At 74.8% G+C, this 25,067-nt stretch carries 24 protein-coding genes; 9 read left to right on the top strand and 15 right to left on the bottom strand.

The annotated features are described in order from the left end of the window. Window positions 1-205 precede the first annotated feature (205 nt). The 5 genes from fmt to priA all read right to left on the bottom strand — a co-directional run bounded on the left by fmt (window position 206) and on the right by priA (window position 6,479). Window positions 206-1,075 (bottom strand): methionyl-tRNA formyltransferase, encoded by an 870-nt coding sequence (fmt, locus tag AB0L40_RS03965; RefSeq protein WP_364349499.1) that lies wholly within the window; start codon window positions 1,073-1,075, stop codon window positions 206-208. Beyond that, window positions 1,072-1,653 (bottom strand): peptide deformylase, encoded by a 582-nt coding sequence (gene def / locus AB0L40_RS03960; protein ID WP_364349496.1) that lies wholly within the window; start codon window positions 1,651-1,653, stop codon window positions 1,072-1,074. Before def ends, fmt begins: the two co-directional genes overlap by 4 nt. Window positions 1,654-1,761: 108 nt before the next feature. Continuing rightward, the gene (locus tag AB0L40_RS03955; protein ID WP_364349493.1) at window positions 1,762-2,331 is read right to left on the bottom strand and encodes a class IV adenylate cyclase; all 570 of its coding nucleotides are present in this window, start codon (window positions 2,329-2,331) and stop codon (window positions 1,762-1,764) included. Between the two features lie 37 nt (window positions 2,332-2,368). Next, window positions 2,369-4,102 (bottom strand): hypothetical protein, encoded by a 1,734-nt coding sequence (locus tag AB0L40_RS03950; RefSeq protein ID WP_364349490.1) that lies wholly within the window; start codon window positions 4,100-4,102, stop codon window positions 2,369-2,371. Between the two features lie 142 nt (window positions 4,103-4,244). Beyond that, the gene (gene priA / locus AB0L40_RS03945; protein WP_364349487.1) at window positions 4,245-6,479 is read right to left on the bottom strand and encodes a primosomal protein N'; all 2,235 of its coding nucleotides are present in this window, start codon (window positions 6,477-6,479) and stop codon (window positions 4,245-4,247) included. Window positions 6,480-6,656: 177 nt separating this feature from the next. Here priA and AB0L40_RS03940 point away from each other — a divergent pair, with 177 nt between their 5' ends. From AB0L40_RS03940 to AB0L40_RS03910, 7 genes are all read left to right on the top strand, one after another. Then, the gene (locus tag AB0L40_RS03940) at window positions 6,657-7,193 is read left to right on the top strand and encodes a hypothetical protein (protein ID WP_364349484.1); all 537 of its coding nucleotides are present in this window, start codon (window positions 6,657-6,659) and stop codon (window positions 7,191-7,193) included. 134 nt (window positions 7,194-7,327) lie between these two features. Continuing rightward, a complete protein-coding gene (locus tag AB0L40_RS03935; RefSeq protein WP_364349481.1) occupies window positions 7,328-7,576 on the top strand; it encodes a hypothetical protein in 249 nt (82 codons plus the stop codon). Beyond that, window positions 7,573-8,253 (top strand): FHA domain-containing protein, encoded by a 681-nt coding sequence (locus AB0L40_RS03930; RefSeq protein WP_364349478.1) that lies wholly within the window; start codon window positions 7,573-7,575, stop codon window positions 8,251-8,253. Before AB0L40_RS03935 ends, AB0L40_RS03930 begins: the two co-directional genes overlap by 4 nt. After that, window positions 8,250-9,734, top strand: coding sequence for a serine/threonine-protein kinase (locus AB0L40_RS03925; protein ID WP_364349475.1), 1,485 nt, complete (start codon window positions 8,250-8,252; stop codon window positions 9,732-9,734). Before AB0L40_RS03930 ends, AB0L40_RS03925 begins: the two co-directional genes overlap by 4 nt. A 269-nt stretch (window positions 9,735-10,003) precedes the next feature. Then, window positions 10,004-10,255 carry a LuxR C-terminal-related transcriptional regulator gene (locus AB0L40_RS03920; RefSeq protein WP_364349472.1) on the top strand — a complete coding sequence of 84 codons (252 nt, stop codon included), beginning with the start codon at window positions 10,004-10,006 and terminating at the stop codon, window positions 10,253-10,255. A 114-nt stretch (window positions 10,256-10,369) separates the two neighbouring features. Next, complete coding sequence (locus tag AB0L40_RS03915; RefSeq protein WP_364349469.1) at window positions 10,370-10,948, top strand: PH domain-containing protein; 579 nt, start codon at window positions 10,370-10,372, stop codon at window positions 10,946-10,948. Between the two features lie 156 nt (window positions 10,949-11,104). Beyond that, entirely contained in the window at window positions 11,105-11,974 is an 870-nt protein-coding gene (locus AB0L40_RS03910; protein ID WP_364349465.1) for an NAD(P)-dependent oxidoreductase, read from the top strand. Between the two features lie 29 nt (window positions 11,975-12,003). On the opposite strand, the gene AB0L40_RS03905 is transcribed toward AB0L40_RS03910, so the two are convergent. The 6 genes from AB0L40_RS03905 to cmk form a co-directional block, all read right to left on the bottom strand. Continuing rightward, window positions 12,004-13,473: a hypothetical protein gene (locus tag AB0L40_RS03905; protein WP_364349462.1), complete on the bottom strand. Its 1,470-nt coding sequence runs from the start codon at window positions 13,471-13,473 to the stop codon at window positions 12,004-12,006. A 152-nt stretch (window positions 13,474-13,625) separates the two neighbouring features. Then, window positions 13,626-14,252, bottom strand: coding sequence for a pyridoxamine 5'-phosphate oxidase family protein (locus AB0L40_RS03900; RefSeq protein ID WP_364349459.1), 627 nt, complete (start codon window positions 14,250-14,252; stop codon window positions 13,626-13,628). A 221-nt stretch (window positions 14,253-14,473) separates the two neighbouring features. Beyond that, a complete protein-coding gene (metK, locus tag AB0L40_RS03895) occupies window positions 14,474-15,694 on the bottom strand; it encodes a methionine adenosyltransferase (protein WP_364349456.1) in 1,221 nt (406 codons plus the stop codon). After that, window positions 15,691-17,235, bottom strand: a complete 1,545-nt coding sequence (locus AB0L40_RS03890) for a hypothetical protein (protein WP_364349454.1) — start codon at window positions 17,233-17,235, stop codon at window positions 15,691-15,693. Before AB0L40_RS03890 ends, metK begins: the two co-directional genes overlap by 4 nt. Before the next feature lie 3 nt (window positions 17,236-17,238). After that, window positions 17,239-18,717, bottom strand: a complete 1,479-nt coding sequence (der, locus tag AB0L40_RS03885) for a ribosome biogenesis GTPase Der (RefSeq protein ID WP_364349452.1) — start codon at window positions 18,715-18,717, stop codon at window positions 17,239-17,241. After that, a complete protein-coding gene (cmk, locus tag AB0L40_RS03880; RefSeq protein WP_364349450.1) occupies window positions 18,714-19,376 on the bottom strand; it encodes a (d)CMP kinase in 663 nt (220 codons plus the stop codon). Before cmk ends, der begins: the two co-directional genes overlap by 4 nt. A gap of 150 nt (window positions 19,377-19,526) precedes the next feature. Between cmk and AB0L40_RS03875 the strand changes: the two genes are divergently transcribed. Beyond that, window positions 19,527-20,777, top strand: coding sequence for an MFS transporter (locus tag AB0L40_RS03875; RefSeq protein ID WP_364349447.1), 1,251 nt, complete (start codon window positions 19,527-19,529; stop codon window positions 20,775-20,777). Window positions 20,778-20,815: 38 nt separating this feature from the next. On the opposite strand, the gene AB0L40_RS03870 is transcribed toward AB0L40_RS03875, so the two are convergent. Both AB0L40_RS03870 and AB0L40_RS03865 read right to left on the bottom strand, forming a co-directional pair. Then, the gene (locus tag AB0L40_RS03870; RefSeq protein WP_364349444.1) at window positions 20,816-21,232 is read right to left on the bottom strand and encodes a TA system VapC family ribonuclease toxin; all 417 of its coding nucleotides are present in this window, start codon (window positions 21,230-21,232) and stop codon (window positions 20,816-20,818) included. Between the two features lie 6 nt (window positions 21,233-21,238). Next, window positions 21,239-21,460, bottom strand: coding sequence for an antitoxin (locus tag AB0L40_RS03865; RefSeq protein WP_364349441.1), 222 nt, complete (start codon window positions 21,458-21,460; stop codon window positions 21,239-21,241). A gap of 77 nt (window positions 21,461-21,537) precedes the next feature. Here AB0L40_RS03865 and AB0L40_RS03860 point away from each other — a divergent pair, with 77 nt between their 5' ends. Then, the gene (locus tag AB0L40_RS03860; RefSeq protein WP_364349438.1) at window positions 21,538-22,158 is read left to right on the top strand and encodes a class I SAM-dependent methyltransferase; all 621 of its coding nucleotides are present in this window, start codon (window positions 21,538-21,540) and stop codon (window positions 22,156-22,158) included. A gap of 73 nt (window positions 22,159-22,231) precedes the next feature. Here AB0L40_RS03860 and aroA read toward each other — a convergent pair whose 3' ends face one another. Together aroA and aroF are read right to left on the bottom strand one after the other, a co-directional pair. Beyond that, window positions 22,232-23,545, bottom strand: a complete 1,314-nt coding sequence (gene aroA, locus AB0L40_RS03855) for a 3-phosphoshikimate 1-carboxyvinyltransferase (RefSeq protein WP_364349435.1) — start codon at window positions 23,543-23,545, stop codon at window positions 22,232-22,234. Window positions 23,546-23,667: 122 nt separating this feature from the next. Then, a complete protein-coding gene (gene aroF / locus AB0L40_RS03850; protein ID WP_364349432.1) occupies window positions 23,668-24,555 on the bottom strand; it encodes a 3-deoxy-7-phosphoheptulonate synthase in 888 nt (295 codons plus the stop codon). Between the last annotated feature and the right edge of the window lie 512 nt (window positions 24,556-25,067).

Genomic DNA, 25,067 nt, shown 5'->3' with positions numbered 1-25,067 from the left:
CGGGCGCCTTCGCGCCCTCTCCGGGGGCGCCGGTGGTCGCGGGGCCGCGCTTGGGGCGGCGCTCCCAGCGGTCCGGGCGACCGGACCCGCGCTTGGGCAGCTCGGAGTCGCTCATCGGACGGCGCGGCCGCGGAGGTCGTCGGCGTGGATCGTCCGGGTCATCGGACGCCCCGTCCACGGAGGTCGTCGGCGTGCGCGTGGCGGGTCATCGGACGCCCCGTCCACGGAGGTAGTCGGCGTAGGGCATGGAAGACTTCCCGGGGGGTTGGACCTCGAGCAGCTGCAGGCTGCCGTCGTCGGCGATGGTGGTACGGCGGACGCCCAGGTACGAGCCGTCCTCCTGCTTCAGGCGGGCGCCGATGTGCGGCGCCAGGGCGCGCACGCGGTCGTGCTGCTCGCGCGCCGGGGCGTCCGGGTCGAGGTCGCGGTCCGTGGCGACGATCTTCTCGGCGTACGTCACGCCCTCGTCCGGCTGCGGGGTCGCGGTGAGCGTGCCGGCGGCGACGTGCTCCAGCGCGCGCAGCAGCAGGTCCGAGCCGAGGTCCACGAGCTTCGGGGCGACGTCGCCGTACGTGTCGTCGGGGCCGATCGCGATCGACTCCTGCAGCTGGACCGGGCCGGCGTCGAGCTCCTCGACGAGCTCCATGATCGACACGCCGGTCTCGGCGTCGCCGGCCATGATCGCCCGCTCGACCGGCGCGGCGCCGCGCCAGCGCGGCAGCAGCGACGGGTGCACGTTCAGCAGCGGGTAGGCCGAGAGCAGCGGCTCCCGGACGATCGCCCCGTAGGCGCAGACGATCAAGGCGTCGGGCGAGACGGCGGCGATCGCCGCGACGGCGTCGTCGTCGAGCCGCTCGGGCTGCAGGAGCGGGATGCCGAGCTCGCGGGCCGCATCGGCGACCGGGGGCGGCGTGAGCTTGCGGCCGCGGCCGGCGGGCCGGTCCGGGCGGGTCAGCACCAGGACCGGCGCGCGGTCGGCGGCGGCGAGCCGGCGCAGCACGTCGGCGGCGAACCAGCTCGTGCCGAGGAAGGCGGTGCGGACCGGGCCGCGCTCGTCCGCGGGGGCGCCGCTCATGCGTTGCCGGCCGCGGCGGCGGCGCGGAGCTCGCGCAGCGCGCGCTTGCGCTGGTCGCGCGAGGTGCGGTCGAGGATCAGCACGCCGTCGAGGTGGTCCATCTCGTGCTGGATGATCCGGGCCTCGAAGCCCGAGGCCTCCACCGTGATGTCGTCGCCGTCCTCGTTCTGCGCGGCGACGCGCAGGAAGACCGAGCGCTCGACGTCGACGAGCACGCCGGGCAGCGACAGGCAGCCCTCGGGGCCGACCTCGGACTCCGCGCCACGCCACTCGATCGTGGGGTTGACCAGGCGCCGGACGGGCCCCTCGCCGCCGTCGACCGCGTACACGAGGACGCGGTGCAGAGTGCCGACCTGGTTGGCGGCCAGCCCGACGCCGCGGGCCGCGTGCATCAGCTGGCCCATGGTGTCGAGCTCGCGGCGCAGCTGCTCGTCGAACACCGTGACGTCGCGCGCCTTGCCCTTCAGGACCGGGTCGCCCCACTGGCGGATCGCCTCCAGCGCGGCGGCGCGCCGTGCGTCCGCCTCGAGCTGCTCGGGCGACGGGCTCCGCCCTTCCTGGATCTCAACGTCGGCCATCGACACCCCAGGGTATCGCGGGTCCCCCTGGCCCCGCCCGGCGGAGCGACCGCCGACCGACCGCCGGCCCGCCGGTCCCGGCCGAGCCGCGGCGGGCGACGCCCGGGATCAGGCGTCGCCGGCCAGCAGCTGCGCGTAGCCCTGGGACTCGATGTCCGCGTCCTCGATGCCGAGGACCCGGCGCAGGACGGCGACCTTCGCCTCGCACTCGTGCTCGTCGCCCGCGGGCCCGACGACGGCCTCGAGCTCCACGAACGTCCCGAGGCCGTCGACGTCGTCGAGGTGGATCCGGACGCCGCGCCAGTCCAGCAGTCCGCGGGTCTTCAGGACGTCGATCGTCGTGCCCAGGCGGTCGTCGAGCGTCGCGCGGACCGTGGCGGGGTCGTCGACCACGAGGCGCTCGTAGGAGCTCTCCCGCGCCTCCGCGGCGTCGGCGCGCTCGTAGTGGATGAGCTCGCCGCCCCAGGCGTCCTCGCCGGGGTGGCCGGGCCACGGCTCGCGGCGCTCCTCGCGCAGCTTCAGCCGGCCCCGGAGGGCGGCGAAGTACGTGTCGCGCTGGTGCAGGATCGCCGTCCGCACCGCGCCGGCCTCGACCGCGCGCCGCTCGACCTCGTCGACGTCGGCGCAGCGGGCCTTCAGCTCGACGTTGCGGCCGGAGGTCCCACCGATGGTGCTCATCGGCGGGATCGTGTCACGACCGCGGCGTCGCGGAGCACTACCCCTTCCGGCGCTTCTTGGACGGCTTCTTCGCGTGCTTCTTGACGACCTTCTTGCCGTCCGCGAGCTTCACCGCTCGCGACGCCTTGAAGGCCGAGCGGTTGCCCGAGGCGTCCGTCGCCGCGAGGGTGGCGAGCCCGAGCGCCGAGAGCTTGCCGTAGCGCTTCGCCGCCGAGGCGGGGACGGGGAAGCTCAACGTCGCCGGCACGCCCGGCGCCACCGAGGTGCGCCGCCCCCCGAGGGCGACGTTCACCTTGACGACCTTCGTACGCCGGACCTTCTTGCCGTGGCGGCGCACCGTCACGTGCTTCTTCGTCCGGACGCTCAGCCGGACGGTGCCGTCCAGCGTTGCCGGGCTGTCGCAGGTCACGACCACCTGGAACGCCTTGGCCTTCTTGCCGCGCCCTCCGACGACGGACGACGGGACGCGCGACGAGCAGACCGGCGGGATCGTGTCGACGACGGAGCTGACGACGGACGCCTGCGGCTCCGAGGCGTCTCGAACGCCGTCGTCGTTGAGGTCGAGGTACACGACCGTCGTGTCCTGACCGAGGTTCGCCGCGGGGTTGACGATCGTGGCGTGGCCGTCGGCGCCGATCGGGAGCGTCCCGCCGCCCGCGTTCGCGCCCGCGATCGTGTAGCGCAGGGTCCGCCCGACGAAGATCGGCCGGCCGTCGGTGTCCGTGATCGCCGCCGTGTAGCCGAGCGGGGTGCCCTGCTGGGTCTGCGCGTTCGGCGGTGTCAGTTGGAGGGCCGCGGGGATCGCCGCGCGGGCCACCACCTGGTACGTCGCGGTCGCCCCGGCGGGCAGACCGCCGCCGCCCGCCCAGTCGTCCCACTGCGCCGCCCCGGCGTTGTCGACCTGACCGCCGACGACCGTGTCGTCGAAGCCGTCCTCACCATCGTCGGCGGCGTGCCGGACGGTGTTCCACACGCTTCCGGGCTCGTCCGTGCCCCCGTAGGGCAGCGCCTGGTAGCGGGTCCACGGCGTCGTTCCGGGGCCCTGGGCCTCCTCGAACCCGCCCGAGCGCCCGGTGTCGACGTTGGTGCCCCCGACGAACCGCGGCGGGCCCGCGGTGAAGACGCCGGTGCCGGTGTCGTCCCCGTCGAAGTAGAAGTCGGCGGCCACGATGGCCCGCAGGTTCAGCGGCCCGCCCGACGTGTTGCGGACGTCCCACCGGACGCGGTAGAGCCCCTCGCCGTTGACGTACGTCGTCGTCTGCGTGACCTCCGCGGCCGTGTCCTCGGTGGCGTCGCCGTACGCGTCGACGTCGTAGCGCGTGATCTGCCGGAACGGGTCGGCGGCCGTACCCGTCCCGGTCGTCGGCGACTGGGACCGCGGGGTGTACGGGGAGATGTCGTCGCCGTCGTCGTCACCGAACGCCGAGCCGGCGAATCCGAAGACGCTGCCCGACACGCCGGAGGGACCGTTGCCCGCCTCGGGGAACGCGAGGAAGAACCCGGCGTCCCCCACCTGCTTCGTGGGCGAGTAGTAGATCCCCTTCTCCTGGCCGGCGTAGAACCCCTGGAGCTGGCCACGCGGGCCGACGAAGACGTTCATCGGCGATCCGCCCAGCGGTGACGCGGTCGTGTCGCTCTGGGCGGAGGCGACCGGCGCGCCGGTCAGGCTCAGTGCGACCACACCGAGCGCGGCGGCGACGGACGCTGGGCGCCCCCGTCGAGGAGGAACGGTCGCGGGGTTGCGGGACGGACGGCTGGCTCGGGACGACATCGCGACAGAATCTGGCGGATGCACCGGCCCGGTGCATCCGCCATTCGGCCGAACTTCGGCGTTCGCCGCCGGGCACGTCCACGGCCGTTCTGCTCCGGGCGCGCCCGCGACCCGGCCCCGCCGCCGCGGTCCACCGGGAGCCTCAGCGCGGGTCGACCTCGATCGCCAGGACGACCCCGCGGTGCGCGTTGTCGGCGACGACCGCCCCCACGGCGTCCCGCACCGACGCGACCGTCGCCGCCCGCGAGGCGGCCTTGACCAGCAGCTGCCGCCGGTAGCGCGCCTGCCTGCGGAAGAGCGGGACCGGGCCCATCGTGTCGGGCGGCATCCGCAGCGCGAGCGCGTCGGCGGCGGCCTGCACGCGGTGCTCGTCCGGGTGCTCGCAGACGACGCGCACGATGGTCGAGAACGGCGGATAGCCGTGGACCCGGCGGCGCTCGATCTCCTCGACGACGAAGCCGTGGGCGTCGTGGCGGGCGGCCAGGCGCAGCGACGGCTCGTCCGGGTTCCGGGTCTGGACCAGCACCCGCGCCGGGGCCTCGCCGGCGCCGCCGCGGCCCGCGCGGCCCGCGAGCTGCGCGACGAGCTGGAACGTCCGCTCCTGACTGCGGAAGTCGGGGAAGCGCAGGGTCGCGTCGGCGTCGACGACCACGCCGAGGTCGACGCCGGGGAAGTCGTGCCCCTTCGCGATCATCTGCGTGCCCACGAGGATCCCGTGGTCGGCGGCCCCGAACGCCTCGAGCACGGCCGAGCGGTCCCGGACGTCGGCGTCCAGCCGGTAGACGTGGCCGGGCAGGTCCTCCGCGAGCTGCTCGGTCCCCAGGCCGTGCTGGCCGACGGAGACCGACCTGCACGACGTGCAGCGCTCCGGCGGGCGTTCCTGGTGGCCGCAGTGGTGGCAGCGCAGGACGCCGCGCGTCCGGCCCGGCACGCCGCTGGGCGGCCCGGCGCCGTGCAGCACGAGCGAGACGTCGCAGTTCGGGCACTCCCAGGTGTGGCCGCAGTCGGCGCACTCCATCCACGTCGCCCAGCCGCGGCGGTTGAGCAGCACGATCGCCTTGCGGGCGTCGGCGATCGCGCGGTGGACCTCGGGGTGCAGCGACCCGCGCGTGCCGCGGACGTCGATCAGCCGGACGTGCGGCATCTCGCCGCCGTCGGCGCGGCGCGGCAGGCCGATCCGCCGCAGCGACGCCCACGACTCCGGGCGCGGCGTCGCCGAGCCGACGAGCAGGACCGCTCCCGCGTCCGACGCCCGCCAGGCCGCCACCCGGCGCGCGTCGTAGCGGGGGTCGCCGTCGTGCTTGTAGGCCGGGTCGTGCTCCTCGTCGACGATCACGAGCCCGAGGTCCGAGACCGGCGCGAAGACCGTCGACATCGGCCCGACGCAGACGCGCGCCTCGCCGGAGCGCAGGCGCCACCACTCGTCGCGACGCTCGCCCTTCGACAGCCCGGAGTGCAGGACGGCGACGGTCTCCCCCAGCCGGCGCCGGAAGCGCTGGACCGTCTGCGGCGTCAGCGCGATCTCGGGCACGAGCACGAGGACGGTCTTCCCCGCGTCGACCACGCGCTGCGCGGCCTGGAGGTAGACCTCGGTCTTGCCCGACCCCGTGACGCCGTGCAGCAGCAGCCGGCGCTCCCGGACGGGCAGGTCGTTCGCGTCGAGCACCGCGGCGATCCGCTCGACGGCGAGCCCCTGGTCGGGGTTCAGCGCCGGGGCGGTCGACCCGTCGCCGTGCAGCGCGCCGACGTCCGCGTGGTCCGGCCGCCGACCGTGGGCGCGGGCCTCGATGGTCACGAGCCCGCGGGACTCCAGACGGCGCAGCGCGGGGAGGTCGTCGCCGGTCCAGCCCGGGAGGCGGTCGAGGAGGGCACGCTGGTTGGCGTTCAGGCGGACGCCGGCCCAGGGGTCCGGCGGGGCCGGTGCGTGCTCGCCAGCGGCGGACGCATCCGGCGCTGATCGCGTCTCGGTGCCGGACGCGTCCGGTCCGGGTCCGGCCTGCTCGTCGGACGGAGGACCGCTGCCGACCGCCGGCGGCACGGGCTCCGCCCAGAAGCGCGTGCGCTCGCCGACGCCCTCGGGCGGGAGGAGCAGCTCGAGGCAGCGGGCGCGGGTGGAGACGATGTCGTCGGCCATCCACAGCGCCAGGCGGACCAGCTCGGGCGGCAGCGAGACGTCCGAGACGGCGGTCGGGGCCTTCAGGCGGTGGGCGGAGTCCTCCGCCAGCCCGGTGACGACGCCGCGGAGCCTCTGGCGTCCGAACGGCACGTCGACGACGGCGCCGACGTCGCAGCCGTCGGGCCGCGCGTAGTCGAAGGGGCCGCGGACGCCGCGGGCCGAGACCAGCGGCTCGACCTGGATGACGCGCGGACCGAACACCGCCCAGGATCGTCGCAGGAGGCCGCACCGACCGGCGCTCCCGCCCCACCCACCGGGCCGCAGCCCGCCCCGCGACGGACGCCGCCGGCGAGCCGGCGAGGATCGCCACGGCGACCGGCCCCCCGACCGGGTGGCACCGATTGCGGTGCAGCGGTGTACACGCCAAGATCCGCGCAGATGCGGTCCCCGTCCCTTTTCGTCCTCGGGGCGATCGCCCTCACGACGACCGCGTGCGGAAGCGATCGGTCAGACCCACGGCCGCCCACCGCCACCGCGGTCGCGAGCACGGCGTCGCGGACCCCGGCGCCGGACGTCGGTGGCGTCCGCGTGGTCGAGGCCGCACCGGGCGGCGAGCCGGCCGTCGTCGTGACGATGCCGGCCCGCGTGCGCGGCGTCCCGGTCCGGCGCTGTTGGGTCCGCGGCCACGAGGGACGAATCGGGACGGGCTTCCGCAGCGGGGGCATCGTCCTGCCGGGGCCGACCGCGGACACCGCCGCGTGCGCAGTCGCTCTGTGGCAGGCGATCCGCGCCGCCCCGGGCCACGCGCTGGACCCGGGGACCTACCGCGTCTCGGGCAACGCCGACGGGAGACAGAACCAGTACGTCCCCGACAACCCGGACTGGGAGCCCGACGACTTCCGCACCGTCGCGATCTCACGTGACCAGCTGACCCGAGCCGCGTCGATGCTCCGGCGGACGGTGGCGTTCCCGTGAGGCCATCGACGCCACCGCGGGCCGCCGACGAACGCGGAGCGACGACCGTCCTGGTCTGCTCGTCGTGCGGTCGCCGCCTCGCGGGACGCGGCTGCCCCCGGTGCGGTCCCCTGCGGCTCCGGCGGCGGATCGCGGTGGGCCTCGCGTCGGTGCTGGCAGCGGCCGCCATCGTCGTCGCCGTCGCGAGCTCCGGAGACCCGGCCCGCGCACCGGCCCCGCCCGATCCGGCCGCGCCGACGGGTCAGTCGCCGTTCCAGGGCGATTCCGAGGCCGACGCGTTCTCCAACGACACGCGGCTGTGGATCGGCGCGGGCCAGGTCGGCGGAGCGCCGACGCTCGCCGGCGACAACGTCGTCCAGACCAGAACGAGGACTCCGAGATGACCTTCGGCCCCGGCGCGCCCGCGGCGCGCACCGCCCGGCTGCACCGCCTCGACGAGGGAGGACTGCGTCGGCTCGAGGACGCCGGTGTGCAGCGCCCGGTCGTGGTCTTCGGCCCGCAGGACGGCCCCCTCCACGCGATCTGGCTCCCGGGGTCCGGCCGACTGCAGATCGGCCGGTCGCCCGACTCGGGGATCCCCCTCACGTGGGACGACGAGGTCTCGAGACTGCACGCGATCCTCGAGATCCTCGGGGACGAGGTCGTGCTCCACGATCCCGGCTACTCCGCCAACGGGACGCTCGTCGACGGACGGCGCGTGCGCGGCAGCGTCCGCCTGCGCGACCGGGCTGCGATCCGGGTGGGGCGGTCGCGACTGACCTACCGCGGCCCCGACCACCGGGCGCCCACCACGCGCGTCGTCCGCGACCACCGGATCACGGTCACTCCCGCTCAGCGGCGGGTGCTGGCGGCCCTCTGCGCGCCCCTGCTCACGGCCGAGCCCGCGGCGGCCCTGCCCAGCAACGCCGACATCGCCGCCGACATCGGCCTGTCCGAGGAGACCGTGCGCACGCATCTGAAGACGCTCTACCGCCAGCTACCCGGTCCGCCCCGGCCGGGACGGCGCGCCACGCTGGCCCGGTGGGCGGCCGCCGAGGGACTGCTGACGGAGGACGGGTGAGCGCCACCACCGACCCCGGGATGCAGCACGGGGCCGACGCGCCGTTCGCCGGCCGCTTCGTCCTCGGGCGGGCGCTCGGCCGCGGCGGGCTCGCCGACGTCCACCAGGCACTGGACCTGCGGACGGGCCGCACCATCGCCGTACGCATCCTGCGGGAGCCGCTGCGCCAGGAACCGGGGGTCGCCGAGGTCTTCGTCGCCGGCGCGCGTGCGGCGGCCCGCGCGACGCACCCGCACGTGCTGCCGATCCACGAGATCGACGCGGAGCACGACCCGCCGTTCGTCGTCACCGACATCGTCGACGGGCACGACCTCGAGGACCTGCTGCGGCGGGACGGGCCGTTCGCGCCGCGGCGGGCCGTGCGGCTCCTCCGACAGATCGGCTCCGCGGTCGACGCGCTGCACGAGGCCGGCGTCGTCCACGGCGATCTCAAGCCGTCGAACGTCCTCGTGGCGGCGCTGCCCCGGGGCGAGGAGCACGCCTGGGTGATCGACGTCGCCGCCGAGCAGCCCGACGACGACGAGGAGCCCGGCGACCTGCCGGTCCTGGTGACCGAGGCGTACCTCGCGCCGGAGCGCCGCGGGGGCGGTCCGGCGACCGTCGCCTCCGACGTCTACGCGCTGGCGTGCCTGGCGCTCGAGCTCCTGACGGACGAGCGGCCCGTCCCGCGCACCGGCCCCGTGATCCCCGGGACCCCCGGCGTCGAGATCGCGACCGACCGGCGGGAGCTTCCCGTCGCGGTCCGGACGGTGCTCGAGGACGGCCTGTCCCGCGCCACGGGACGCCGGCCGGCCAGTGCCGCCGACCTCGTCGACCGGCTGGAGGCGGCCGCCGCCGCTCCCGACGCGACCGGCCCCCGACGGTACCGGGGACGGCGAACGGCGGCCCTGCTCGCCGGCGTCGTCGTGCTGCTCGCCGCGGGCTGGGGCGGACACGCCGTCGTCGAGGGTCGGACCGCGGCGTCGATCCCCGGCCCGGAGTCGGTGCTGCTGGACGGGACGCTGCGCTGGCAGGAGCGCAAGGGGTTCCGCGTCGCGGTGCCCCGGGGGTTCCGGGCGGAGACGACCGACCTCCAGGCGAGCTCGGCCCGCTGGGTCAACCGCTGGACGGAGCCCGGCACCGGGCGCTTCGTCGAGATCGACCGGCTCCAGCCCCGGACGACGACCTATTCACAGAACGCGGCGTTCCTGGACGGCACCCGGCGCGCCACCCCGTACTACGAACGGGTCTCCATGGAGGAGACGGTGGTGGCCGGCCGCGGCGCGATCTCGTGGGCGTTCCGGGACCGCGAGGGGGACGCGATCGTCCCCCGGGTCGAGATCCTGTTCGACCGCGGCATCGAGGGCTACGCGTTCCTCGTCGGCGGGAGCGGGTCGTTCGGCGGGTTGCTCGCGTTCGCACGGCGGATCGCCGAAACGCTGGAGACCACGTCGTCCGGGGCTGCGACGGACGCTTCTGGCAACCTCGTCGGCGGCGGCTGACGCGCGGACCGCCCGGCGGCGACGGCGGCGGTTGACACCCGCGGCGCTGCGGGCCCCGGGCCACGCCCCGGCCATCCGCGCCCCGGGGCTGGCGCTCGGTGCGCCTGCGCGCCTCCGGCGCCCTCCGCCGACGCGTCGGGGGAGGGCGCTCACCCCCGCGGGTGAACTTCGGCGTTCCCGTACCTGGTCAGCCGTAACGTCCGAACGGTCCCGTCAACCCCGCTCCCGCACCCCATGTCCCCAGCTCACCGCCCATCGCCCGCCCGTCCGTGCCCGTCCTGACCTCCAACGAGGGGCGGGCGGACCCGCTGACGCCGCGCGAGCTCGACGTCGTCCGCGGGGTGATCGCCGGCCTCGGCAATCGCGATATCGGCGTCGAGCTGCACCTCTCGGAGCGGACGGTCCAGAGCCACGTCGCCAACGCCATGCGCAAGATGGGGACGTCGACGCGCACCGGGCTCGCGGTCTCCGCGCTTCGGCGGGGCCTCGTTCCGCTCGACGACCCCGACTGGCGGAGCTGAGAGACCGGCCGGCACGCGATCTCGCCGACGGGCGGCATGGCCGCGGCCGCAGGAGTCGTCCCGACGACCGTCCGGATCCTGAACGACCGCCTCCCCCGCCGGTATCGTCGCGGCATGGACCTGCACGACGACGAGAACGTGATCTTCTCCGCCAGCCCTTCATGGCGGAGCCAGTTCGGCAAGCACGTGCTGCTCGTCGTCGTGGCGATCGTCGTCGGCGCGCTGGTCGGCGTGATCGCCGAGGCCGGGATCGGGATCGCCGTGGGCGTCGTGATCGCCATCCTCGCCGTCGGCTTCCTGTGGGCCGAGCGCTCGCGGACGACCTACATCGTCACCAACCAGCGGATCCAGGTCCGGGAGGGCTTCCTCTCCAAGGAGGTCCAGCAGACCCGTCTGGACCGCATCCAGAACGTCACGCTCGACCAGTCCGTGCCCCAGCGCCTGCTGCGGATCGGCGTCGTCGACTACGACACCGCCGGCGACGACGGCTCCCGCTTCCGCATGATCGGCGTCTCGAACCCCGACGCCCTCGTCCGGCTCGTCGACCGCGCCCAGCGCGAGGAGCTCGACGCCGAGCGCCAGCGGACCGCCCGCGCCGAGGCCGAGGCCGACGCCGCCGTCCAGGGCCGCGCCCGCGGCTTCGACGGCCCGGCGTCCGACAGCGCCCCGACCCGGCCGCACCGCCGGGACTGAGGCCCGGGGCCGGCGTCGTCGGCCCCTCCCGGGACCGGGCCCCCGAGCCCGGGCCCCGTCCCACCTCGGTCGCGCGTCCGTGGACGCTCCCGACCGGGTATCCGCCCTCCAGGCCGCGACGTCCGTCCGGCCGTCACCCGGACCACAGGAGCCTCCATGCCCGCCACCCCCACCGTCGCACTGCTCGGGACCGGCACGATGGGCGCCCCGATGGCGCGCAACCTGCTGCGCGCCGGCCTGCCTCTGCGCGTCTGGAACCGCACCGCCGACAAGGCCCGGCCGCTGGCCGACGACGGCGCCGAGTTGTTCGACGACCCCGCCGCGGCCGTCCGCGGCGCCGACGTGGTCGTGACGATGCTCGACGCCGCCGACGCCGTCCGCGAGACGATCGCGGCCGCCGCCCCGGGCCTGTCGTCGCAGCAGGTGTGGGTCCAGGCGAGCACCGTCGGCGTCGCCGGCACCCAGGGGCTCGCGGCGCTCGCCGAGGACCTCGGGCCGCGGTTCGTCGACGCGCCCGTGCTCGGCACCCTCGGCCCCGCGCAGGACGGCACGCTCGTGATCCTCGCCAGCGGTCCCGATGACGCGATCGACGTGGCGCAGCCCGTGTTCGACGCCGTCGGCTCGCGGACGATGCGCGTCGGCGCCGCCGGGGCCGGCACCCGCCTGAAGCTCGTCGCCAACTCGTGGGTCCTCGCCGTCACGGCGGCGACCGCCGAGGCGTTCGCGCTGGCGCAGGGCCTGGACCTCGACCCGCGCCTCTTCGTCGAGGCGGTCTCCGGCGGCCCGCTCGACCTGCCGTACCTGCACGTGAAGGGCCAGTCGATGCTCGACGACGCCTACCCGACGGCGTTCTCGGTGAAGAACGCGCTGAAGGACGCGCGCCTCGTGGGCGACGCGGCCGAGGGCGCCGGCGTCCGCAACGGCATCTCGGCCGTCGCCGCCGACCACCTCGACCGCGCCCTGCAGGCGGGCCACGGCGAGGACGACATGGCGGCGCTCTTCAAGGGCGTCCACGCGAAGGACTGACCGGCGGCCGGCGGGGACCGGGGACGGCCCTACTTCCTCCCCTTCCCGGAACCCTGCTTCTTACCGGCGCCCCGCTTCTTCGGGGCCTTCTTCGCCGCCGTGTTCTCGGACAGCCGCACCGGCTTCGTGGTCGTCGCCGCGTTGCCCGCGGCGTCCTTCACCGTCGTCACGAGGGTGGCCGAGACCGCCGTCGTCCGGAGCTTGGCGAGCGCCCCCTTCGCGCCCTTCGCCGCGAGGACCTTGGACCTCGCCGTGCCGCCGGCCACGGAGACCGTGCCCCGGCCGACGCCGAGGACGACGACCTTCGGCTTCGCCGCGGCGCGCGTGGCGGCCTTCGTGGCCTTGCCGCCCTTCCCACCCCTCGGCGGCTTCTTCCCCTTCTTCGCCTTCTTGGCCTTCTTGGCCTTCTTCTTCTCGGCCTTCACGACGACCTGCAGCTGCTGCTCGACGGTGCCGGCCTCGTCGAGCGCGACGAACGACGTCAGTCCGGTCTTCAGGAACTGCGCGACCGTCTTGCCGCTCGCGGCGATGTCGAACGTCGTGACCTTCGGCGCCGCGACGTCGGGTGGCGGCACGACCCCGGCGGGCGTCGCGACCGTCAGGTTCACGGTCGACCGCAGGGTGGGCGAGCGGACGTCGGTGGTCTGCGAGACCTCGACGAGGTCGCCCGCGGCCATCGGCACGGCGAACGCGCCGGTGAAGGTCGTGTCGCCCAAGGACGTCAGGCGCCCGGCCACGACGGTCTCGATCTGGTTGGTCCGGTACGTGTCCACCTGGTACCGGCCCGGGGTCACCAGCCGCAGCCGGTACTGCTGGCCGGCGGGCGGTGCCGGCGGGGTGTCGGGGGAGCTGTAGTCGTCGGGCTCCCGCGCCGAGATGTCGTAGTCGGGGTCCGACGGGTCGGCCTTCGGGACCGGGCCGTCCCACGTGTACTCGCCGCCGATCCGGTACCGCGAGGTGTTCGTCTTGTCGATCCGGCGCAGCAGCTCCACGCGGGTGGAGGTCGCGTCCGCCGTCCGGGTGCCGGCGAACCCGCCCTGGCCCAGGACGCTCGACGTGATCGACGGCACGCCGGTGAACGTCGTCTGCGCGAGGACGGATCCGTCGGCCAGGTTCACCAGCCGGAACACGTCGCCCGGGAGGACCGTCACGACCGGGGTCTGCGGAGTCGCCCCCGGGGTGACGTACGTCTGCTGGTCGATCACCACGCCGGCGCGGACCTGCTGGACGGTCTCCTGGATCGTGTCCGCGTCGGCGGTGTCGACGATGTCGTAGCGGCCCGAGTAGGCGCCGGAGTCCGGTCGGTGGTCCGCCGCGTCGATGCCGTCCCAGTAGCGGTCGACGGGGAAGACCTCGACGTTGAGGCCGACGATCGTGACGGCGCCCTGGGCGGACGACACGGCGACGAGCGAGCAGCCGAGGACGCCGAGGACGACGCCGGCGCGGCGCCGGAGCGTGGCCGGCCGGGGACGGCGGACGGCCGGGGACGAGGTGTTCATGTGGGACTCCTGGTGGATGCCGCGCCCACTCCGGGTGGCGCGCGCGACCGGGCCAGCCTACGGGCCGCGGGGCCCCTCATCCACCCACCGGAAGGGGGTGCGGAGTCGTGGCGCGGCTCGGAGTGGCGGTCCTGCCCGGACGGCGAGGCCCCTCAGTCGTACAGCCGCCGCGCGTAGGCCGGCCCGTAGTACGCCTCGAGCTCCTCGATCGAGTCGTCCGGGCGCTCGAGCACCTTGGCGATCGCCGCCCGCGGCGGCACCACGGCGTCGGGGTCCCAGCTCCCGGGATCCCACAGCTGGGACCGCAGGAACGCCTTGGCGCAGTGGTGGAAGACCTCGTCGATCCCGACCACGAGCGCCAGGGCCGGGCGGTGGCCGGCGACGAGCAGCTCGTCGAACCACGAGGCGTCGCGGACGACGTGGGCGCGACCGTTCACGCGCAGCGTGTCGCCCCGGCCGGGGATCAGGAAGTTCAGGCCGACGTGCGGGTTCTCGAGGACGTTGCGCAGGCCGTCGATGCGCCGGTTGCCGGGCCGCTCGGGCAGCGCGATCGTCCTCTCGTCGACCACGTGGACGAGCTTCCCGGCGGGGTCGCCCTTCGGGGACACGTCGCAGCGGCCCTCGGCGTCGGCGGTCCCGACGAGGCAGAACGGCGACGCGGCGAGCCACTGCCGGTCGAGCTCGTGCAGCGTCGCCCGCGCCTTGTCCCGCACGCGCGGGATCGGCTCGCCGACGATCGCGCGGAGCTCGTCGAGCGTCTCGATCCGTGCGTCGTCCATGCCGTCCATGGTCGCACCTGGACCGCGACAGGTCCCGGAACGACGACGGGCGCCGCAAGCGGCGCCCGTTCGTGATCGTCCACCCGCGCGGTGCGCGGGTGGATGCCAGGTGTTCGTGGACCGAGGAGGTCGGTGCGGATCGCGCGAGAGCTGTGCACCCGCACTGCCGAGTGCGATCCGTGCCGAGATCCGAAGCGTCCACGGACGCCTGGCGCCGCCCGCTAGATCCCCGCTGCGGCCTTCAGCTCGTCGACCTTGTCGAGCTTCTCCCACGTGAAGTCCGGGTCCTCGCGACCGAAGTGGCCGTAGGCGGCCGTCTTCTGGAAGATCGGGCGGAACAGGTTCAGGTGGCGGCGGTAGGCCAGCGGGCGGAGGTCGAAGACCGAGCGGACGGCCTTCTCGATCTTCGCGCGGTCGACCTTCTCGGTGCCGAACGTCTCGACCAGGATCGAGATCGGCTGCGCGACGCCGATGGCGTAGCTGACCTGGATCTCGGCGCGGTCGGCGAGGCCGGCGGCCACGACGTTCTTGGCGACCCAGCGCGTCGCGTACGCGGCGGAGCGGTCGACCTTCGAGGAGTCCTTGCCGGAGAACGCGCCGCCGCCGTGGCGGGCGGAGCCGCCGTAGGTGTCGACGATGATCTTGCGGCCGGTCAGGCCGGTGTCGCCGACCGGGCCGCCGATGACGAAGCGGCCCGTCGGGTTCACGAGGAACTCGGGGAGCAGCGTGTTCTCGTCGTACAGATCGGCGGGCAGCACGTGCTTGACGACGTGCTCCCAGAGGTCGGACTTGATCTGCTGCTGATCGAGCACGTCCTCGGTGTGCTGCGTGGAGATCAGGAGCTTGTCGATCGAGACCGGCTTGCCGTCGCGGTAGCGGACGGAGACCTGGGTCTTCGCGTCCGGGCGCAGGTAGTCGAGGTCGCCGTCCTTGCGGACCTTGGCGAGGCGCTCGGCCAGGCGGTGCGCGTTCTGGATCGCGACCGGCATGTACTCGGGCGTCTCGTTCGTCGCGTAGCCGAAGATGATGCCCTGGTCGCCGGCACCCTCCAGGTCGTACTCGTCGGCGGAGCCGCCCTTGTGCTCGGTCGCGTCGTCGACGCCCTGGGCGATGTCCGCGGACTGCGGGTCGATCGCGTTCAGGACGGCGCACGAGTCGTACGAGAAGCCGAGGTCGCCGTGCGTGTAGCCGATCTTCTTGATCGTGTCGCGGGCGACCTGCTGCACGTCGACGTAGGCGTCCGTGCGGATCTCGCCGGAGACCACGACGAGGCCCGTGTTGACGAGCACCTCGCAGGCGACGCGGGCCTTCTCGACGTTGGAGTCGTTCGCGAGGACCGCGTCCAGGACACCGTCCGAGATCTGGTCGGCGACCTTGTCGGGGTGGCCCTCGGAGACGGACTCCGAGGTGAACAGGTACTCGTTATCGGCGTACTGGCTCATGGGATCCTGAGGTCGACGTCAAGGGTGTCCTCGCGGCCGTCCGTGCGGGACCGCACGCGGACCGAGCGCACCCGCCGCAGACCGTCGAGCACTGCACGGTCCGCGGTCTGGAGGCTCGCGTCCGGCGGGGCGGCGACGCGCAGCAGCAGCGAGAAGTCGAGAAAGCCTATCGACATGGTGAGATTTCGGCTTCCGGCGTCCCCGCGGTCCCACTCGACCCGGTCGGTGAGCCGCGGGCCGCGCCCCAGGACGGCCTCGGCGCCGGCCCGCGACGTGTAGACGACGACCCGATCCCCGTCGACCAGGTACCCGGCCCCGCCCCCGCCCGGCAGGCGCAGCGACCACGAGCGGTGCCCGGCGACCCGGTGGACCGCGAAGCGGCGGTCGCCCAGCGCCCGGGCCAGGCGTGGCCGCAGCCGCGCGAGGGCGACGGCGGCGCGGCGGCCGTCGGTCACGGGCACCACCGCGGTGACCGCCAGGCCGCGCGAGTCGCGGCTGGTCGCGACGCCCTCGGCGTCGGGTCCCGGCGTCAGGACGATCTCCGACGGGCTGCGCTGCGCGCCGGTGACGTCCCGCCGCACGGCGCCGCCGGTCGCCACGTCGATGCGCTCGACGACGGCGGAGACGAGCGCCGCGACGTCCTGCGGGCCCTCCCCGCGCGAGGCCGCGATCGCGTCCAGCACGCGGGACGTCGTGGCGAGCGGGTCGGTCGTGAGAATCGTCCCGACGGCGCCCGCGGGGGCCAGGACGGGCGCCCGGGCGGAGAACGGGCGGCTGGTGTTCGGCGCGGTGTCGGTGCGGACGACGAGGTGGGCACCGTCGTCGGTCGGGGTCGCGCCGATCGCGATGCCGCCCAGGACGGGGCGGTCGAGCGCGGCCGCGAGCGTCGCGGCGCCGCGGCCCCGGGTCGCGAGCACGCGGCGGACGCCGTCGGGCGAGAGCCACGCCGTCAGGATCCGGTCGCCGGGGAGCCCGTCGGCCAGCCGCCGCCGCAGCGGCAGCGCCGCCAAGGACCCCCGGGCGCCGAGGACGCCGAGCAGTGCACGGGCCTGCCGGACGACGGACGCCGGGCCGACAGCGACGAAGCGCCCGAGCCGCTGGGCCGTCCGGCCGCCGCAGCGCCGCTCGGGTCCGGCGTCGGTGCGCGTGCCGCCGCGCTCGATCAGGACCAGCGGCGCCGCGGGCCCGCCGGCGCGCGTGCGGACGAGCGCGACGGTGACCTCGCGGGCACTGACCGCGATCCGCGGGCAGCCGTCGGGCAGCAGCTCGTCGCGGACGCGGCCCAGCAGCGCCGTCCCGCCCGGCAGGTCGTCGAGCCGGCGCAGGACGTCGTCGACCTCCGGCCGCGTCTGGTCGGCGGCGACCTCGACGGCGATCAGCGCGTCGGCGGGGACCAGCCGCAGCGACGCGCCGGACGGCCGGACCGGGACCGGCTCCTCCGCCGACAGCAGCAGGACGATGCCGAGGACGGTCAGCAGCGCCGCGAGCGCCGCCGCCGCGACGAGTCGTCGCCGCGACGGCCGTCGGGGCGCCCGCGCCATCGGTCAGTCGTCGTCGAGCGGCCCGTCGCCCGTGTCGATCCACGCCAGGTGGTCGATCGCGGGGTCGACCTCGAACTCCTCGACCTCGGGGAGGTCGTCCTCCGGGCCGAACTCCTCCGCCATCTCGTCCTCGATGATCCGGCGCTGCCGGCCGGTGGTCATCGAGACCTCGCTGCGGCGGGCGTTGCGCTCGTTGAAGTCGATGATCACCGGCACGCCGTCGAAGCCGAACCGCGCACGCAGGCGGTTCTCGACGAAGTACGCATAGGACCGCACGACGCGGGCGCGGTCGTTGACCGAGATCGAGAAGCGCGGCGGCTCCTCCCCCACCTGCGTGATGTAGAGCATCTTCAGGCGGTTGCCGCGGACCGCCGGCGGCTGCTTGGCCTCGACGACCTCGCCGAGGAAGCGGTTGAGCTGCGACGTCGGGATCCGGCCCTTGCGGCGGTCCCCGAGCGCGATCGCCTCGGCGATCACGCGCTGCATGTTGCGGCCGGTCATCGCGCTGGCCGTCAGGACCCGCGGGCGCAGGCGGAGCTTCTGCTGGACGTGGCCGCGCTCGTGCGCCAGGTCGTCGTCGCTCATGTTGTGCTCGTCCCACTTGTTGAGCACGACGAGCGTGGAGCAGCCGGCGCGCATGGCGAGCTCGGCGATCCGGAAGTCCTGGGCGGTGACGCCGTCGGCGGCGTCGCAGACGACGATCGCGACGTCGGCGCGGTCGACGGCGCGCTGCGAGCGGAGCGTCGTGTAGTACTCGACCGACTCGGAGACCTTCGACTGGCGGCGCATGCCGGCGGTGTCGACGATCACGAGGTCGCGGCCGTCGATCTGGATCGGCAGGTCGATGGCGTCGCGCGTGGTGCCCGCGACGTTGGAGACGATCGTGCGCTCGTCGCCGACGAGGCGGTTGAACATCGTCGACTTTCCGACGTTCGGCCGGCCGATGATCGCCAGGCGCAGGACGTCGGTGGCGCCCTCGTCGTCGTCGCCCTCCGGGAGCGCTTCGACGATCTTGTCGAGCAGGTCACCGGTGCCGAGTCCCTGCGCGGCGGAGACCGGCATCGGCTCGCCGAGGCCGAGGCCGTAGAACTCGGCCGCGGCCGGGATGTCCTTGCCGACGTCGATCTTGTTGGCCGCGACGATCTTCGGGCCCTTCCAGCGGCGCAGGATGTCGGCGAGCTCGGCGTCGCCCGGACGCAGTCCGAACTTCGCGTCGACGACCATCACCACGACGTCCGCCGTCAGGAGCGACGCGCGGACCTGGTCGAGGATGGCCGCGGCCATCGGGTCGGGGTCCAGCGCGTCCACGCCGCCGGTGTCGACGAGCTCGAACTTGCGCCCGTTCCACTCGACCTCCACGTGCTTGCGGTCCCGGGTGATGCCGGAGCGCTCGTGGACGACGGCCTCGCGCCGGCCGGTGAGGCGGTTCACCAGCGACGACTTGCCGACGTTGGGGAAGCCGACGATGGCGACCTGTCTCATGCGGGGTCCTTCGGAAGAGTGGGCCGGACGGACGGCTCGCCCGCGCGGGTGCGCAGGGCCAGCTCGGCGATCCGGAAGACGACCTCGTCGATGTCGAGGCCGGTGGTGTCGACGAGGACCGCGTCGTCGGCCTGGCGCAGGGGCGAGGCCTCGCGGGTGCTGTCGCGGCGGTCGCGCTCGCGGAGGTCCGCGAGCTCCTCGTCCAGGGCGCGCCCGGTCTCGGCGGCCCGGCGGCCGGCGCGTTCCTCGTCGGAGGCGGTCAGGAAGACCTTCAGCTCGGCGTCGGGGCGCACGACGGTGCCGATGTCGCGACCCTCCGCGACCCAGTCGCCGCGCTGCGTGAGCGCCCGCTGGCGCCCGACGAGCACCGCGCGGACCGCCGCGTCGGTGGCCACCTCGGAGGCCCGCTGACTGACCGCCGGGGTCCGGATCGCCTCCGTGGCGTCCATGTCGTCGAGCATCACGCGGTCGCCGTCGAAGTCGATGCGGAGGTCCTCGACGGGCCGCTTGTGGGCCGCCGACTCGTCCTGCACGCGGGCCAGCGCCACGCAGCGGTACATCGCCCCGGTGTCCAGGTAGGTGAACCCCAGGTGCGCCGCGACGGCGCGCGCCACGGTGGACTTCCCGGCCCCGGCGGGGCCGTCGATCGCGACGAGCATCCCGCCGAGGATAGAGCGCCCCTCCGTGACGGTGCCCGCCCGCCCCCGCCGCGTGCGCCCCGCCGGCGCCGTGGTTCGAACCCGCCGGGCCCGCGGGCCGCGCACCCACCGGCTCCCGGCCGGCCCCGCGCCGCGCTACAACCGGTGGTCGTGCGGGCCCTGCGACCACTCCGTCACCGGGACCTCCGTCTCCTGTGGGCGGGGCTCGCGATCTCCCTCGTCGGGGACGGGCTGTGGCTCGTCGCGCTGGCGTGGCAGGTGATCGAGCTCGGCGGCGGGCCGGTCCAGCTGTCGCTCGTCGCCACGCTGTTCGCGGTCGGGCTCGTGTCCTGCGTGCTCATCGGCGGCGTCGTCGCCGACCGGCTCCCGCGCCGCCGGGTGATGCTGCTGGCCGACGTCGTCCGCGGCGTCGTGACCCTGACGCTCGGGGTGCTCGCGGTCTCCGGCGCGCTGGAGCTCTGGCACCTCGCCGTCGGCGGGCTCCTGATCGGGTCCGCGGAGGCGTTCTTCCTCCCGTCGTTCGTGGCCCTCGTCCCGCAGCTGGTGCCCGCCGACGAGCTGCTGGCCGCCAACGGCCTGGAGGGCGTGATCCGGCCGCTGGCGCTGCAGGCCGCGGGCCCGGCGCTCGGTGGGCTGCTCGTCGCCGCGGCCAGCCCGGGCGCGGCGATGCTCGCCAACGCCGGCACGTACGCGGCGTCGGTCGCGTTCCTGCTGGCGATGGGCTCCGTCCCGCTCCCGCCGCGCGAGGCCGCGGGAGACGCCGCCGTGGGCGTCCGGGCCGTCGTCGCCGAGATGGCGGAAGGCGCGCGCTACGTCCGCGTGCACCGCTGGCTGTGGGGGACGCTGCTGTTCGCCACGATCACGATCCTCTTCCTGCTCGGCCCGATCGAGGTGCTGCTGCCGTTCGCGGTGCGCGACCAGACCGGCGGCGGGTCGTCGGAGTACGGGCTCCTGCTGGCGGCCTACGGGGTGTCGTCGGCGCTCGGCGCGCTGCTGGTGTCCTCGCGCCCGCTGCCCCGCCGGTACCTGACGGCGATGCTCCTGATGTGGGGCTTCGGCTCGCTGCCCCTGGTCCTGATCGGGTTCCTGGACGTCCTCTGGGCGATGGTGCTCGTGCTGGTGGTCGTCGGGCTCGTCGACGCCGGCGGGCAGGTGATCTGGGGGACGCTGCTGCAGCGCCGCGTCCCGGCACGCCTGCAGGGCCGCGTCGCCAGCCTCGACTGGTTCGTCTCGCTCGGCCTGATGCCGGTGTCGATGGCGCTCGCCGGGCCGGCGGGATCGCTGTTCGGGGTCGCCGCGGTGTTCGTGGCCACCGGCGTGGTGGCGGCCGGCGCCGCGCTGGTCGTCCTGTTCGGCCTGCGGCTGCGGCAGGACGAGGCCGCGCACCCGCTCGACGACTGATGCTCGGCGGTCCACCGCTCTCGGACCCGATCGTGCGATCAGAGGGCGGTGAGGATCTCGACGTCGCGTCCCCCGGCGAGCGTCGCGATCGCCGCGTCGAACGTCACCAGCCGGACGCGGCTCCGACGGGCGAGCGTGAGGAGCTGGGCGTCCGTCACCTGCCGGTGGCCGCTCACGGCCGGCACGTCGTGATCGGTCGGCGAGACGTCGTCGGCGAGGAACCGGTGCGTCCCCACGGCCCGCATGCCCCGGAGCACGGCGAGCGCGTCGGCGATCCCGATCGCGGCCGGGAGCGCGCGAGGGTTCGACGAGACGCGCACGAATCCGCTCTCGGTGACCGGGCACGTGGCCCAGTCCTCCGATCCGCCGCCGACGAACCACGAACGGGCCGCGGCGTGGTGGACGTGCGAGTCCCAGGCGAGCGCGACGAGGACGTTGACGTCGAGCAGCGCCACGGTGCGTCAGGACTCGTCGAGGGCGCGGCGGACCATCTCCGGAGTGATCGGAGGCGTGCCGGCGGGCACGCGGATGACCGGCAGGCCACCCGTCGCCTCGACCCGAGCGGGCGTGAGTCCGCGACGCGCCAACTCGGAGACGACAGAGCCGAGCGACCGGCGCTCCCCGGCGGCCAGCTCGCGGGCGGCGGCGACGACATCGTCGTCGAGCTCCAGGGTGGTGCGCATGGAAGTGATGCTAGTGCACCACCGCATCACATCCGTTCAGCGCGTGCGCTGCCGCCGATCCGGGCACCGGGGAGCCGATGCCGTTCGCCGTCGATGCCGCGACCCACACGTACTACGACCTGCGGGCCGGGGAGTACGACGACTGGTTCGACGGGTCGGGCCTGTTCGCCGAGCGCCAGCGGCCCGGCTGGACGGAGGAGCTCGACCGCCTCGTCCGCGCCCTCGGCGCCCTGCCGCCCGCGCGGACCGTCGACCTCGCGTGCGGCACCGGCTACTTCACGCGCTACCTGCGCGGGTTCCTCGTCGGCGTCGACCAGAGCACCGAGATGGTCCGCCTGACGCAGGAGCGTCTGCCGGAGGGCCTCGCGGTCGTCGGCGACGCGCTGAACGCGCCGTTCGCCGACGGCGTCTTCGACCGCGTCTTCACCGGGCACTTCTACGGCCACCTCGACGAGGAGGAGCGCGCCGCGTTCCTGCGCGAGGCGCGCCGACTGGGCAGCGAGCTCCTCGTCGTCGACTCCGCGCTGCGCGACGGCGTCGAGCCCGAGGGCTGGCAGGATCGCGTCCTCCAGGACGGCTCGCACCACCGCGTCTTCAAGCGCTACCTGGACGGCGACCGCCTGGCCGAGGAGCTCGGCGGCGAGATCCTGCTCGACGGCGAGTGGTTCGTCGTCGCGCGGGTGCGCTGGGACTCCTGAGGCCCGGGCGGGCGGGGCGGTCCGCCCGTGCCGGGCCCCGGCCGACGGCCGGACGCGGCCCGGGGACGCGGCGCTACTCGCCGGCCGCGCGGCGCTGCAGCCGCGCGACGTGCTCGCCGAAGCCCGGGTAGGAGACCTCGGCGGCCTCCATCCCGACGACCGTGACGCCCTCGCGCGACGCCAGGCCGGCGACCGCGCCGAGCATCGCCAGGCGGTGGTCGCCGTGCGCCTCGATCGTGCCGCCGCGGATCCCCGTGCCGCCCTGCACGACGAAGCCGTCGTCGGTGGCCTCGATGTCGGCGCCCAGGCCGCGCAGGCCGTTCACGACGGTCGCGATCCGGTCGGACTCCTTGTGCTTGAGCTCCTCCGCGCCGCGGACGATCGTCTCGCCCTCCGCGAAGCAGCCGAGCAGCGCGACGAGCGGCAGCTCGTCGATCACCAGCGGGACCTCCTCGGCCTCGACGGTGGTGCCCTTCAGCGGACCGAAGGCGACGTCGAGGTCCGCGGTCGGCTCGTCGCCCGGGACGACGCCGTCCTGGCGCCGCTCGCGCTCGCCGACGACGACGGCGCCCATGCGCTCCAGCACGGCGAGGATCCCCGTGCGAGTCCAGTTGACGTTGACGCCCTCGATCAGCAGGCGCGACCCGCGGACGAGGACGCCGGCGACGATCGGGAACGCGGCGGAGGAGATGTCCCCCGGGACGTGGATGTCCTCGACGGTCAGCTCGTCGACGTGGCCGACGGTGATGCGGTCGCCCTCGCGCCACAGCGGCACGCCCAGCCGCGACAGCAGGCGCTCGGTGTGGTCGCGCGAGGCGACGGGCTCGACGACGGTGGTGTCGCCCTCGGCCAGCATGCCGGCGAGCAGCACGCAGCTCTTGACCTGCGCGGACGCGACGGGCAGCTCGTAGGTGATGCCCCGCAGGTGGGTGCCGTGGACCGTGAACGGCGGGAGGCGGCCATCGGTCGCCTCGATGTTCGCGCCCATCAGGCGCAGCGGCTCGGCGATCCGGTCGACCGGGCGGCGGCGGATGGAGGCGTCGCCGTCGAAGCGGAACGAGCGGCCCTCCTGCCCGGCCAGCCAGCCCGGCAGCAGGCGCATCAGAGTGCCGGCGTTGCCGACGTCGATGACGTCGCCGTGGGCGTCCGGCGCGCGCATCCCGACGCCGCGCAGGACGACGCGGGAGCCGTCCCGCTGGACGAGCGCGCCGAGCGTCCCCATCGCCTTCAGGGTCGAGAGCGTGTCCTCGGCGGCCAGGTAGTTCGTGACCGTCACGGGCTCGAGCGCCATGGCGCCGACCATGGCGGCGCGGTGGCTGATCGACTTGTCGGCGGGCGGCGTGAGCCGGCCCTTGAGCGGCCCCGAGGGGTCGAAGCGGACGTCCATCCGGTGGTGGTCCTTGGCTGGTGCGGTCGGGGGGCGGCGGCCACCGAGCGGGCGCGCGCCCGGTCGGTGGCCCGATCCTATGGGTCCGTCGCGGTCCTTCGCGGAGCGCGGTCGCGGACGGGCTACGCGGGGACGGAGACCGGCGCGGGGACGTTCCCGGCCAGCGCCGCGGCCGCCTCCACCTGCCGCAGGTACGCGCCGAAGCCGCTCGCGTGGAGCTGCTGCGGGCCGTCGCAGACGGCGTTGGCGGGGTCGGGGTGCGTCTCGACGATGATCCCGTCGGCGCCCGCGGCCGCCGCCGCCATCGACAGCGGCAGGACCAGGTCCCGGCGCCCCGCGGCGTGCGACGGGTCGACGACGACCGGCAGGTGCGTGCGCTCCTTGAGCACCGGCACGGCGGCGATGTCGAGCGTGAAGCGGGTCGACGTCTCGAACGTGCGGATTCCGCGCTCGCAGAGCACCACGTTCGGGTTGCCCTGGGCCAGCACGTACTCCGCGGCCATCAGGAGCTCGTCGAGCGAGGCCGCCAGGCCGCGCTTGATCAGCGTCGCCACGCCGCTGCGCCCGATCTCGATCAGCAGCGGGTAGTTCTGCATGTTCCGCGCGCCGACCTGGATCACGTCGGCGACCTCGGCGACGGCCTCGACGTCGCGGACGTCGGTCAGCTCGGTGACGATCGGCAGGCCGGTCTCGTCCTTGGCGCGCCGGAGGATGTCGAGGCCCTCCTGGCCGAGGCCCTGGAAGCTGTACGGGGAGCTGCGCGGCTTGTACGCGCCGCCGCGGAAGAACTGGACGCCGACGTCCCGCATGATCCGCGCGGTCGACAGGGTCTGGTCCTCGGTCTCGACGGTGCAGGGCCCGGCGATCGTCGCGAAGGCCCCGCCCCCGATCCGCCGGCCGGCGATCTCCAGCGTCGTCCCGGCGCCGTGCTCGGGTCGTCGCTGCGCCAGCTCGTACGGCGCCTTCGGGAGTGCTGCGCCGCTGCCGCCGGGCGTGGTCTCGATGCTCATCTGCTGCTCCTCACGAACGCCCGATCGAGCGTCTGCTCACGGTACGTCCGCACTCGGTCAATGGGTTGGGGTGGTCACCGTCCCGGCGGCGGAGTGGTCTTCCGGCACTCGATCGCTCGTCCCCCGCGGGAGGGGGACGGAGGCCTGCCCCTGCTCAGCGGGACACGGCGACCGAGGGCCTAGCGAAATCGCCAGGAGCGCCACGCGTACACGTCCACGAAGGACGCGTCGGGGCGCAGAGCGACGACCGGGGAATACTCGGCTGCGGAAGGCAGGACTCGAGGGGCGGTCGTCGACATCGACCAGCCGAGCGTAGCGCACCGCGCGGGCGGCGATGGGAACGGCGGGTCACGGGAGACGGCCACCGGGTGCGGGCCGGCAGGCGACGGCGCGCTGCGCATCGGGTTCGGTACCCGGGAGGTACCCAACTCGACGCGATGCGGTCCCGCGTCGTCAGGCGCCGGGTGCGCATCGGGTTCGGTACCCAGGAGGTACCCAACTCGACGCGATGC

Origin of the sequence: Patulibacter sp. NPDC049589 (assembly GCF_040675535.1) — a bacterium.
In the GTDB taxonomy this organism is placed as follows: Bacteria; Actinomycetota; Thermoleophilia; order Solirubrobacterales; family Solirubrobacteraceae; genus Patulibacter.
This window is presented reverse-complemented; position numbering and strand designations above follow the sequence as displayed.